General features: G+C 52.4%; 11 protein-coding genes. 7 read left to right on the top strand and 4 right to left on the bottom strand.

From position 1 onward, the window contains the following. Nucleotides 1-586: 586 nt before the first annotated feature. Nucleotides 587-820 carry a hypothetical protein gene (locus TALK_RS18330; RefSeq protein ID WP_085620606.1) on the top strand — a complete coding sequence of 78 codons (234 nt, stop codon included), beginning with the start codon at nucleotides 587-589 and terminating at the stop codon, nucleotides 818-820. Nucleotides 821-900: 80 nt separating this feature from the next. On the opposite strand, the gene TALK_RS18325 is transcribed toward TALK_RS18330, so the two are convergent. From TALK_RS18325 to TALK_RS18310, 4 genes are all read right to left on the bottom strand, one after another. Beyond that, complete coding sequence (locus TALK_RS18325; RefSeq protein WP_085620605.1) at nucleotides 901-1,515, bottom strand: 2-hydroxychromene-2-carboxylate isomerase; 615 nt, start codon at nucleotides 1,513-1,515, stop codon at nucleotides 901-903. Between the two features lie 160 nt (nucleotides 1,516-1,675). After that, the gene (locus TALK_RS18320) at nucleotides 1,676-2,872 is read right to left on the bottom strand and encodes a hypothetical protein (RefSeq protein WP_245830035.1); all 1,197 of its coding nucleotides are present in this window, start codon (nucleotides 2,870-2,872) and stop codon (nucleotides 1,676-1,678) included. Continuing rightward, a complete protein-coding gene (locus TALK_RS18315) occupies nucleotides 2,872-4,005 on the bottom strand; it encodes an NAD(P)/FAD-dependent oxidoreductase (protein WP_085620604.1) in 1,134 nt (377 codons plus the stop codon). The genes TALK_RS18320 and TALK_RS18315 overlap by 1 nt, the downstream gene beginning before the upstream one ends. A gap of 21 nt (nucleotides 4,006-4,026) precedes the next feature. After that, complete coding sequence (locus TALK_RS18310) at nucleotides 4,027-4,980, bottom strand: hypothetical protein (protein WP_245830033.1); 954 nt, start codon at nucleotides 4,978-4,980, stop codon at nucleotides 4,027-4,029. 283 nt (nucleotides 4,981-5,263) lie between these two features. Here TALK_RS18310 and TALK_RS18305 point away from each other — a divergent pair, with 283 nt between their 5' ends. The 6 genes from TALK_RS18305 (at nucleotide 5,264) to pgmG (ending at nucleotide 11,608) form a co-directional block, all read left to right on the top strand. Beyond that, nucleotides 5,264-6,163 carry a division plane positioning ATPase MipZ gene (locus tag TALK_RS18305; RefSeq protein WP_085620602.1) on the top strand — a complete coding sequence of 300 codons (900 nt, stop codon included), beginning with the start codon at nucleotides 5,264-5,266 and terminating at the stop codon, nucleotides 6,161-6,163. A 68-nt stretch (nucleotides 6,164-6,231) separates the two neighbouring features. Next, nucleotides 6,232-6,975 carry a VWA domain-containing protein gene (locus tag TALK_RS18300; RefSeq protein ID WP_245830032.1) on the top strand — a complete coding sequence of 248 codons (744 nt, stop codon included), beginning with the start codon at nucleotides 6,232-6,234 and terminating at the stop codon, nucleotides 6,973-6,975. Beyond that, a complete protein-coding gene (locus TALK_RS18295) occupies nucleotides 6,975-7,790 on the top strand; it encodes a J domain-containing protein (RefSeq protein WP_245830031.1) in 816 nt (271 codons plus the stop codon). The genes TALK_RS18300 and TALK_RS18295 overlap by 1 nt, the downstream gene beginning before the upstream one ends. A 113-nt stretch (nucleotides 7,791-7,903) precedes the next feature. Continuing rightward, nucleotides 7,904-8,791: a UTP--glucose-1-phosphate uridylyltransferase GalU gene (gene galU / locus TALK_RS18290; protein WP_085620601.1), complete on the top strand. Its 888-nt coding sequence runs from the start codon at nucleotides 7,904-7,906 to the stop codon at nucleotides 8,789-8,791. 76 nt (nucleotides 8,792-8,867) lie between these two features. After that, nucleotides 8,868-10,184: a UDP-glucose dehydrogenase family protein gene (locus TALK_RS18285; RefSeq protein ID WP_085620600.1), complete on the top strand. Its 1,317-nt coding sequence runs from the start codon at nucleotides 8,868-8,870 to the stop codon at nucleotides 10,182-10,184. 8 nt (nucleotides 10,185-10,192) lie between these two features. Continuing rightward, a complete protein-coding gene (gene pgmG / locus TALK_RS18280) occupies nucleotides 10,193-11,608 on the top strand; it encodes a phosphoglucomutase/phosphomannomutase PgmG (protein WP_085620599.1) in 1,416 nt (471 codons plus the stop codon). Nucleotides 11,609-11,631: the final 23 nt, after the last annotated feature.

Here is an 11,631-nt window from a genome sequence, read left to right as displayed (position 1 = left end):
TCTGTTGTCGCCTCCTGATGCAAGCGCGTTATGTTGCAAGGGGTGACCCTTGGTTGTCCCTTTATGTTTGATGTCTTGGCTTTTTGATCAATTTCAAAATCGCGTCTGGGTTAAAAAAGACCGTTTCCATAAAACGACTGACATAAGATGGAATTTTGTGATCGTGGGGGCTGCGCTTTGAAATAATCTTTCGCGTACTAAAATGCGGATTTATGGCAGGCCAACAATTTTCTATTTTGGAAAATGCACATAGAAGAGTCTTTTTATGGTTTTTCTGGTGGATAAATTTACGGCGAAAGACCGAAAAATTCAATTTCTGCGGATTGAATTCCACGAAGGTGCAGCGCGGTGTAAATCTGTGCTGCACCGCAGGATTACGCGGTTCCGGACCCTGCTATGCAAAACCGACGCATATCATTCCGGACTATTTCAATTAAACATGGAATCCAGCCGGACGATTTACGGCTCGTTAAGCCACTTGTTCCACACTCGTGGTTGGACATTTCGATTTTGTGAAATGTTCGGTTCAGGACATGACGGCGTCTAGGGCGGATGTCGTCGATCAACGTAAGGAGACCGGGCTGATATGTCTGCATTTACAGACCATCGTCAAACCGTATTTCAGGTTGAATTGCACAACCAGGCCGTTCGTGAATGCGTCAAAGAGAATCGTTCCCACGAGATTTTTGACGACCGTTGGGCTGATGTGCAGACTCATGAAGTTGCTGCCAAGGATGAATACAAGGCACTTGCCATGATCGAAAACACCTATCCGTCTGATGACGGGTTTGTTGTCGATCACGTCAAACGCCGTGACTGACCGGTAGAACGCGATATCGGCCTTCGGCCAAAACAACAAGGGCAGGCTAAACCTGCCCTTGTTGTTTTGGAATTTGCCAATCAGGTCTGTATTGGTTCGTCTTGTTTGGAAAGGGCGCGGTTAACGAATTCAAGCCGGTCCTGACCCCAGAACATTTCGCCATTGACGAAATATGTCGGCACGCCAAAGATATTGTCAGTCTTTGCGGCTTCGCTGTTGGTTTCATATATTTTGGCGATTGCCGGATAATCCGCATGATCCAGGTATTCACCGGAAAGATTGTTGCTGATCAAAGCCTCGCGGACGGTCTGGGGGGCGGTGATGTCACGTTCACGCAGCCAGATATCCCCCATCAGCGTTTCAATCAGGCCAGCCGGGTTTTTACCATCTTCCTGAACCGCAATAATGGTGCGTGCGGCCAGTGTTTCATCCACGGGAAAATGGGCAGGATGAAAATTGATCGGAATGCCAAGAAAATCTGACCAGCGTTTCAATTCGACAAGGCGGTATTCTTGACGGGGTATCGGGCGCTTGGCCAGTGGAACACCGCCGCCATGCTGCCAAACATCGGCGGACCGAACCGGTTTATGGATGATCGGAGTGTTATGTTTGCGTGCGATTTCAGTTGCGCGGCGAAATCCAAAAAACGCCCATGGCGACTGAACAAAGAAATAGTGGATGATCGGCGTGGACATTTGGGACCTCCGGAAGGCTGCAGGACCGCAGCACATTGTTTTTCAATGCGCCAACCTTGCCCGATCTGCTTTGCAGTCGTCAAATGGCCAGATGATATATCTCGGACTTGTGATGAAAATAGTCGGGCGTGAGTTTACCTTGGGGGCGCAGGGACCGTAGTTAATAATCAAGCCACCACGAATATTCGTCAAGGCCGCCAAGAACAACACCATCAAAACCAAGTTTCATGATCCCACCAAGATAGCTGTTCTCGTTGCCAAACAGGATATCCTGCCATTCTTTGGACCAGTAAAAGACATGGTGTTCCTGCCCCCAGCGCGCCAAAAGATTGCCTTCGCCGACAAATGCCGGTGATCCGGGGCGCCAGCCATTTTTCCAGTAATATCGGAATGTTTCAGCCGTTCCGATATTGAGATAGGCAAGAATTGTACGCGGTGTACCAATTTTTTTATAGCGCAGACGCTTCATGTCATCATAGGTCAACGGGATTGTCCCGCGATGGAACGGATCAATGACCAGAACGTCGTAATTGGTGTCGAGCAGCGCGTTGATAAAGTTTTCCTTGGTGCCATAGGGCGAACTATCCAGAACAATCGCGTAATTCTTGGCGTCGCGGATGTTGTCTATGACATGCGGGTTCGCACCTATTGGTGTGCGGGGTGTTTTGGCCAGCGTTGAAAGCTGCTTGTCGGGGGGCGGTGCGGCGTAATACAGCGCATCAAAATTGCGGATCTTCTGGCGTGCGGCTTGCTGTGCATCGCTTTTATCAGTGTAATCAAGCGCAAAATACCTAAGTCCGATGGCTTTCAGGCGCTCCATAAAGCCAAGGATATATTTGCTTTCCTCACCATCGGTTGGTTCACCGTATTTCTCGTACCCGTAGAACGGTGCCTCGATCATGATGCCGTCCAAAGCGCGCAGATAATCGCGGGCTGGTTCGGCTGTTCCACGTACTGCGAACAATGTGGTTTCCAGGTATTCGGTCAATTCAAGTCCGTTTAGGGCAATGATCGAAAAGTCACTGCGATAGGATTTCGCCCAGCGGCTCAGTTGGATGACAAAATCACGCATTTCATCCGCAAATTCGACATTCGGTTTGCCGGATTCTGTCTGATTGTTGAGTTTCGAAAGGCTGTTGGGTGCAGGCACGAACGGTTCAAGTTGTTGGGCGTTAACCGTGCTGACGTTCGACAAAGGGGCAAGCAAACCACCAAGCACAATGCCGCCGACCGCAATGATACGTTTCCAGGAAAACCGAACTGATGTTGAACAGGTGGTTTTTCGGTGGGGGTGATATGTGGTCGCGCGCATGATCTGGTTTGAAAACTGTGTTAATTGCCTGTCAGTTTCTGTCATCACGATGCCGCCTTTAACTTCTGCCGGGACAGGATGTTTTCGACATGGTCTGCTATTGCAAGGCTTGCCGTCAATCCCGGTGATTCGATGCCATACAGCATTATCAGACCATCAATGCCATGTGCATCACGGGCCGATATCAGGAAATCCCGTGCGGCTTCACCCGGCGCCTGTATTTTGGGGCGAACACCCGCATAACCGGTCTGAAGGGCGTTTTCGTCCAGATCCGGATAATATCTGCGAATGGCGGCGGCAAAACCGGCGCGCTTTTCCGCAGGCACGTCATAGTTTGGTTCGTCAACCCAGGTAACGTCTGGTCCGAACCGTGCCTGTCCGCCAAGGTCAAGTGTCAAGTGAATGCCAAGCCCGGCTTGTTCTGGTGCAGGATAGATCAGGGTTGAAAAGGGTGCCTTGCCCGACAGGGTGAAATAGCACCCGCGTGCATAATGTTGCGGTGGAACGCTGGCTTGTGCAAGGCCGGTAAAGTTATGGGCTAATGTCTGGCTATGCAAACCACCTGCGACCAAAAGTTCCGCACAGGTCAGGTTCATTTCCTGACCATCGCGGTCGCGCGTTTCAATGGTGAATACATCGTTTTCGTATGTCGCGGCGACAACGTCGGTATTGAGCGCAAGTGTCGCGCCATTTGCCTCTGCCTCGCCCAAAAGGGTTACCATTAACTGGTGGGAATCAACAATTCCGGTCGATGGGCTTTCAAGGGCGGCAACACAGTTCAGTGCCGGTTCACGCGCTATGGCCTGTGACCCATCCAGCCAGACAAGATCGTTAACGCCATTTTCGTTTGCACGTTTTTCGATGTCGCGTAGTGCCGGTATCTGATCTTCGTGGGTGGCGACAATCAGTTTTCCCGTGCGCTTGTGATCAATGCCGTTTTCCGCGCAATAGCGATACAGCATATCCCGTCCCGCCACACAGAATTGCGCCTTTAGGCTGCCTTTGGGGTAATAGATCCCCGCATGGATGACTTCACTGTTACGTGCGCTGGTTTCACTGCCGATCATATCGTGACGTTCAATGATCAGAACTTCACGCCCGGTTTTTGCAAGGGCGCGTGCACAGGCAAGGCCAACAACGCCAGCCCCAATGATTACGGTTTGAATGTCGGTGGTCATGCTTGCACGGCTATCCGGGGCTTATGAGTTCAGTTGGCGAAAATAGACGGCTTGGCCCTGATTATCCTGACCTTCGCCGGTGACGCTGCCGGGGCCTTCGCTGGTGTAATGCCCGCGCGCAGACGAACCGTCATCACAGAAAACATACCAGCTGCCAAAAGGCAAAGTGCCTGTTTGATAAGCCCCGCCGTCATGACGCCAGATGCCTTCACAATGGCGAACATCACTGTCGATTGTCATCGTGCCTTCACCGGAAGGCTGATCGAACTTCAATACCCCCTGACCGCGCACACCTTGCCAGTTGATGGTGATGGGCTGGCCCTCTGGCGGGGTGGGGGCAGTATTGTTTTCCGGAAGGGCGGTGGCAGATGGGGTTTCCATCGCGTCGGGAGCTGTTGGCCTTGTGACGCCTTCGGGAAGTTGGATGTCAAATTTGCCAAAGAATGCGGCGGCAAATTGCTGTGCATCGATCATGCCAAGTGTTGCGGGTGGTTTGCGGTATTCGGTTCCGCTTTGGCGTGTGATCGGATCGCAGTAATAGCCTAACAGGCGGCTGCCACGCGTCGTGGGCGTGTCCGGATTCCATTGCGCGACAAAGGAAATGCATTGTGATCCCGCCCGTGTAAAGGGCGTCATGGCAATTGGGCCATAGCGCGTATCTTGCGTGAAATTGGCGCCATTGACTGTGCTGTTGCCGCGCAATCCGTCAAACATGCCCAGCAATTGGTTGGATGGCATTTCACTGCTGAATGTGAAACCGGGTGCTGAGGTCGAATAGACGGTTTCGATGAACAGGTCGCTACGTGTATTCTTAAGGCTACCTTCCTGTGGTGGCACAAACCACCGGCCAACAAAAACAGTACTGTTTTCGCGGTACTGACGCAAAAAAACGCTGGTGACAGGCATGTCTGCGGCAAAGGCAAGCGGGCTTTGGTCGGTCGGAATTTGTTCAAAACCGCCCGTATCCTGCGCCATTGCGGAAAATCCGCCTGTCATTATCAAAGTGCCGGCCATTACGCCGCCCAATAGGGCCCCCCGATTGGTCACTTTGCGTCCTTTCTTTATGTTATTGCTGGAGAAATCATTTTTTCCCTACTCCTATCTTTACCTCTACGGTGATAGATTGGCTAGGGGCCAGTCACCGACTTGCTTCTGGTGACGTTCTTTGTTCTTGATTTTTGTGAATAAAGACGGTCATTGGGGGAAGGGTATTGACCCTGGGGACAGAATAATTGCCTGAATAACGGAGCATACTGCAATGACGGTGCAAGAGACCGGCGCAACCGGGGACAGCGCGGGCCAACAGACCGCGACCGCCAAACAGCCCGGGGCAAAACGCGCCCACGTGATCGTGATCGGTAATGAAAAGGGTGGATCAGGGAAATCGACAACAGCGATGCATTTGATTGTGTCGCTGATGAAAATGGGATTCTCGGTTGGTTCGCTTGATATCGATGCCCGTCAGGGAACGCTGACCCGTTATGTCGAAAATCGCATTTCCTTTAACGAAAAAAAGAAGTTAAACCTGCCGATTCCCGACCACCTCCCGGTCCATCGCAGCGCGCTTGAAGACGGAAATGCTGCCAAGCTTGACGAACGGGATCGCTTTACCAAGGCGCTGGGCGAATTGGTCATGAGCTGCAATTTCGTTGTTATGGATTGTCCGGGAAGTGACAATTATTTGTCGCGGTTGGCCCATGCATGCGCTGATACACTCGTGACGCCGATCAATGACAGCTATATCGATCTTGACATGCTGGCACGTATCGATCCCGATACCCTTGATATTAAAGGCCCCAGTATCTACGCCGAAATGGTCTGGGATGCGCGCAAACGCCGGGCCGGGGTTGATGGCGGGACCATTGACTGGATCGTTATGCGTAATCGTCTGTCACATCTTGATGCGCGGAACAAACGCGACATTGCCGAAATCGTCGACAAGCTTGCCAGTCGCATTCGGTTCCGTGTCGCACCGGGCTTTGGGGAACGTGTAATTTACAGGGAATTATTCCTTAAAGGGCTGACGCTTTTGGATCTTCGCGAGAAGGGCGTTGGCATCCCCATGAGCATGTCACATATGGCAGCCCGTCAGGAAGTTAGGGCGCTTTTGGAAATTGTCGGATTTTCGCCTGCTGACGGTGAAGAGTTGCCGATCTGACATATGCCGCCCTATATCACGACGGTCGTGCCCGATAAAATTGGTTGGTGTCTGTGCCAAAAGAAAACGTGCCGAAAGAAAAAACAGCGTCGAAAAACAATATCACGCCCGAAGCATCAAGCCGGGCGGATGTTGCCGCGTTTTTGACCAAGGCAAATACCCTGGCCAAGGGCGCCCCTGCATCCGGCCCGGCAAACGGGCGCCTGATCTTTGCCATGGATGCCACGGCCAGTCGCCAGCCAAGCTGGGACAACGCCGCCGTTCTTCAGGCGGAAATGTTTGACGCAGTATCAGGGATTGGCAGTACACTTGATATCCAACTGGTATTTTTTTGCGGCCTGTCTGAATGCAAAGCCAGTGGGTGGTGTCGGGATGCATCCAGACTTCGCGATTATATGACAAAGGTCTCGTGTCGTGCCGGGCATACACAGCTTGGTCGCGTGTTAACTCATGTCGAAGGCCAAGCCCGCGATAAAAAGATTAATGCCTTAATTTATGTCGGCGATTGCTTTGAAGAGGACCTTGATAATCTGGCCGGGGTTGCAGGGCAATTGGCACTAAAAGGTGTTCGGGCTTTCATGTTTCAGGAAGGATTTGATCCAAAGGCGGAAACTGCCTTTCGCGAAATTGCCCGGATTACCGGCGGGGCCTTTGCCCGTTTTGATGCCAATGCGGCGGATCATCTGCGGGCGTTGCTGGGCGCTGTGGCAAGTTTCGCCGTTGGCGGGATTGCCGCACTTGATGATTACGCAGGCAGGAACGCGGCCAAGGACGTCAAATTGCTGAGCGCCCAGTTGCGGAAGCGGTCCTGATGCAGTGGTTTTTGATGGGGATCGGACTTTTTGTCGGGGCTGGTTTTGCCATTAAATGGCTTTCCGCCGCTGAACCAAAGGACGTCAGAAAGCTTGGGGCTTGGGCGGTTGTTTTAGTCCTTGTTTTGCTAGCAGGCTGGTTACTGCTGACGGGTAAACTTGCAGCTATGGTTGCTGCCCTTGTTGCTGCCATACCATTCGTCGCGAGAATCCTCAAAATTGGCTTATTGTGGCCATTATTGCGCAGGATGTTTGGAGCTGCCCGGTCGCGGGGCGGTGCTGGACGTTCTTCTGGGCGTTCCGGTGTTGGTTCCGGTCGGGTGTCCGAAATAAAAACCAATTATCTGCATATGTATCTTGATCACGATAACGGACAATTGGGCGGTACAATTGTGCGAGGCGCAATGGCCGGACGGGATGTTGATACACTTGGGGTTGACGAACTGCAGTCATTTTATGTTGAATGTTGCGGCGCACAAGATCAGAGTCAGATCGTTCTGGAAACCTATCTGGATCGGCGACCGGATTGTTCCGGCTGGCGTAACTGGCAGGCGTCCCGAAATGCGGATGACCATGGAAACGGCAAGGCCGGACAGAATAACGAGCAAGCTGAGAACGGATTTCGCAGCGGAGAAATGGATGCAGGCGAGGCCAGAAAGATCCTTGGTGTGGCGGATAACGCAACCCGCGAAGAGATCAACCGGGCCTATCAGGTTCTGATCAAGGCGGTCCATCCGGACCACGGCGGATCAGATTATCTTGCATCCAAGATCAACGCTGCGCGAAGCCTTCTGTTACAGCTTTGTAAAGATTGAATAGGTTACACAGCGCGCTTGCTTGATCCGCATTTCTGAAATGTGGCAGAAGCATAGATTGGCCGAATGCGGAGAATGCGGGTATGGCGCGGTCAAAACAGAGGAAAGAAGGCATGTCGAAACGAATCAGGAAGGCTGTATTCCCGGTGGCAGGTATGGGAACCCGTTTTTTGCCTGCAACCAAGGCAATGCCCAAGGAAATGCTGCCGGTTGTCGATAAGCCGCTTATTCAATATGCCGTCGAAGAGGCAATTGCTGCGGGCATCGAAGAGTTCATCTTTGTGACCGGCCGTGGCAAAACCGCAATCGAGGACCATTTTGACCGTTCTGCCGAACTAGAAGCAATTTTGATGGAGCGCGGCAAGCATGACGCGCTGGTGACCTCACTTGCGATGATCCCGGAGCATGGTCGTGTGACCTATACCCGTCAGGGCAACCCGTTGGGCCTTGGTCATGCGGTTTTATGTGCCAAGTCGCTGGTTGGTGACGAACCGTTTGTTGTTCTGCTGGCTGATGACCTTATCCAGTCAAAGGTCCCTTGCATGAAGCAGATGGTCGAAAGTTATGGCCGGACTGGTGGCAACATGGTTGCGGTAATGGATGTGCCGCGCGAAGAAACCCAGCGTTACGGTGTGCTTGAAGTCGAAGGCACCAATGGACGTCTGGTCAGTGCCTGTGGCATGGTTGAAAAGCCAAAGCCGGAAGACGCACCCTCGACCCTGTCGGCAATCGGGCGTTATATTCTTGATCCGGGTATCTTCGAGGTTCTTGAAAATATTCCGCGCGGTGCTGGCAATGAAATCCAGCTGACCGATGCATTAGCGGCGATGATCGGCAAGGTGCCGTTCTATGGTTATCGTTTCGAAGGCCGTCGTTTCGATTGCGGTAATAAAATTGGTTTCTTGAAAGCCACCATGTCTTTTGCGCTCGCACGCGAAGACATGCGTGACGATGTTCGCAAACTCATTCAAGAGTTTGCCGAAGGCGAAGCTGCAGAATAGCAGAAACCAAATTCAAACTTGCTGGCAGGTGCCGGGACAGACACCTGCCAGCCATCATGACTAGGGTAGAATTTCCATGCGCGTAGCAATGATTGGTACCGGATATGTGGGGCTCGTTTCCGGTGCCTGTTTCTCGGAATTTGGCACGGATGTGATCTGTGTCGACAAGGACGAAACCAAGATTGCCCGTCTTGAGGACGGCATCATGCCGATCTATGAGCCAGGTTTGGATGTTCTTGTTGAAAACAACGTTAAGGCGGGACGTCTGAAATTCACAACCGACCTTAAGGTTGGGGTGAAGGATGCTGATGCGGTGTTTATTGCTGTCGGGACGCCAACGCGCCGTGGTGATGGTCATGCCGATCTGAGTTATGTTTACGCCGCTGCCGAAGAGATCGCCGAGGCAATGGACGGCTTTACGGTGATCGTGACGAAATCAACCGTTCCGGTTGGAACAGGGCGTGAGGTTGAGCGCATCATCCGTGCAAAGCGACCAGATGCGGAATTTGCCGTGGTTTCCAATCCGGAATTCCTGCGTGAAGGGTCGGCGATTGGTGATTTTATGCGCCCGGATCGTGTGGTTATCGGAACGACGGATGAACGTGCGCGTGACGTGATGCGCGATATATATCGTCCGCTATATCTGATCGAAACGCCGATTGTATTCACGTCCCGCGAGACGTCGGAAATGATCAAATATGCTGCCAATACCTTTCTGGCGGCCAAGATTACCTTCATCAATGAAATCGCTGACCTTTGTGAAAAAGTTGGCGCCGATGTTCATGATGTTGCGCGCGGGATCGGCCTTGATGGCCGTATTGGCAAGAAATTCCTGCATCCCGGGCCGGGTTATGGTGGGTCATGTTTCCCAAAAGATACCTTGGCGCTGGTTCGTACCGCACAGGAACATGGCAGCCCGTTGCGCATTATTGAAACTGTGGTCGATGTGAACGCCAAACGCAAAAAAGCCATGGCGGATCGTATCATTTCAGCCTGTGGTGGTTCGGTTGCGGGCAAGACCATCGGCATCCTTGGTTTGGCATTCAAACCAAATACCGATGATATGCGTGATGCGCCAAGCCTTGATATTATTCCGGCACTGATTAAAGCAGGCGCGACGGTTCGGGCCTTTGATCCAGAGGCAATGGAAGAAGCCCAGAAGCTTTTGGGCGATATTGTTTACTGCGACGGCGCTTTCGAGACCATCGAAGGGGCCGATGCAATGGTCGTTCTGACCGAATGGAACGAGTTCCGCGGGATGGATCTGGACCGTATCAAATCTACGCTGAAACACCCGATTGTGGTGGATCTGCGAAATGTCTATGAACCTGGCGAGATGGCAGAACAGGGTTTCAGCTATACCTGCGTCGGACGTGCATCAATCGGAGGCTAAGTTAAAGTATGACCATTTCTGCCGGACATCAGTTTGATCCTTCTGTGCTGCGTGAGTATGACGTGCGCGGTGTTGTTGGCAAAACCCTGCATGTGGCCGATGCACGTGCCTTGGGCAAGGCATTCGGTACGACTGTGCGCCGGTCTGGCGGAAAGCGCGTGGCCGTTGGCCGCGATGGGCGTTTAAGCTCGCCCGAACTGGCAGATGCGCTGGTCGACGGTATCGCTGCGACCGGTTGTGATGTCGTTCGGGTTGGGCGCGGCCCGACCCCGATGCTGTATTTCACGGTTTACGATCAAAAAACCGATGCGGGTATCATGGTTACCGGATCGCACAATCCATCCGACTATAATGGCTTTAAGATGCTGAATGCTGGTAAGTCGGTGTTTGGCGAGGCTATTCAGGAACTGGGTCGTATCGCAGCCAAGGGCGATTTTGAAACAGGTGCGGGTTCGGTGACGGATATCGATATCGAGGACCGCTATGTCGAAAGACTTCTGGCGGAACTTGATTGCGACGTGGCAAAGCCGATGACCATCGTTTGGGATTGCGGCAACGGCGCTGCGGGGGATGTGGTTCGTAAATTGACTGCCAAGCTTCCGGGTAATCATCATCTGCTGTTTGATGAAATTGATGGAACCTTCCCTAACCATCATCCGGATCCGACGGTTGAGGCCAATCTGGTTGATCTTAAGGCGCTGGTTGCCAAGCTTGATGCGGATTGGGGCGTTGCCTTTGATGGCGACGGTGACCGTATCGGTGTGGTTGACGGGCAGGGGCGTGTTCTGTGGGGCGATCAGCTATTGCAGATTTATGCCGCCGATGTCCTGGGCCGTCTGCCAGGCGCCTCGATCATTGCCGATGTCAAAGCCAGCCAGACTTTGTTTGATGAAGTCACCCGTCTTGGCGGTGACGCGATCATGTGGAAGACTGGTCATTCGTTGATCAAAACCAAAATGGTCGAGGCAAAGGCACCGATTGCCGGCGAAATGAGCGGTCATATCTTCTTTGCCGAACGTTACTATGGCTATGACGATGCGATGTATGCGGCTATTCGCCTGTATCGTATTTTGGTCCAAAGCGGCAAAAGCCTTGATGCATGGCGTGATGCAATGCCGGTTGCGGTCAATACGCCAGAAACACGGATTGAATGCTCCGATGATCGCAAATTTGCCCTGATCGAAGAAGTCCGCGCCCGCCTGTCTGAGGCTGGTGCCGAAGTCAGTGGTATTGATGGTGTGCGTGTCAGTACCGAAGATGGTTGGTGGTTGTTACGTGCTTCAAATACCCAGCCAGCTATCGTTGCCCGCTGTGAAGCAGCTGATGAAGCTGGTCTGGATCGTTTGAAGTCTCAGGTTACGGCTCAGTTGCAAAAAAGCGGTCTGTCATCTGATGATTTCTTTGCGCCGGGTGGTGGCCACTAGAGCGTTTCATGATTTGTCAGAAT

Origin of the sequence: Thalassospira alkalitolerans (assembly GCF_002115745.1) — a bacterium.
In the GTDB taxonomy this organism is placed as follows: domain Bacteria; phylum Pseudomonadota; class Alphaproteobacteria; order Rhodospirillales; family Thalassospiraceae; genus Thalassospira; species Thalassospira alkalitolerans.
The sequence above is the reverse complement of the archived record's forward strand: the minus strand, read 5'-3'. Positions and strand labels throughout refer to the sequence as shown.

Coding starts and splice junctions, on each gene's coding strand:
- TALK_RS18330 (WP_085620606.1), top strand. CDS start 587: ATGTCTGCATTTACAGACCATCGTCAAACCGTATTTCAGGTTGAATTG.
- TALK_RS18325 (WP_085620605.1), bottom strand. CDS start 1,515: ATGTCCACGCCGATCATCCACTATTTCTTTGTTCAGTCGCCATGGGCG.
- TALK_RS18320 (WP_245830035.1), bottom strand. CDS start 2,872: ATGACAGAAACTGACAGGCAATTAACACAGTTTTCAAACCAGATCATG.
- TALK_RS18315 (WP_085620604.1), bottom strand. CDS start 4,005: ATGACCACCGACATTCAAACCGTAATCATTGGGGCTGGCGTTGTTGGC.
- TALK_RS18310 (WP_245830033.1), bottom strand. CDS start 4,980: ATGGCGCAGGATACGGGCGGTTTTGAACAAATTCCGACCGACCAAAGC.
- TALK_RS18305 (WP_085620602.1), top strand. CDS start 5,264: ATGACGGTGCAAGAGACCGGCGCAACCGGGGACAGCGCGGGCCAACAG.
- TALK_RS18295 (WP_245830031.1), top strand. CDS start 6,975: ATGCAGTGGTTTTTGATGGGGATCGGACTTTTTGTCGGGGCTGGTTTT.
- galU (WP_085620601.1), top strand. CDS start 7,904: ATGTCGAAACGAATCAGGAAGGCTGTATTCCCGGTGGCAGGTATGGGA.
- TALK_RS18285 (WP_085620600.1), top strand. CDS start 8,868: ATGCGCGTAGCAATGATTGGTACCGGATATGTGGGGCTCGTTTCCGGT.
- pgmG (WP_085620599.1), top strand. CDS start 10,193: ATGACCATTTCTGCCGGACATCAGTTTGATCCTTCTGTGCTGCGTGAG.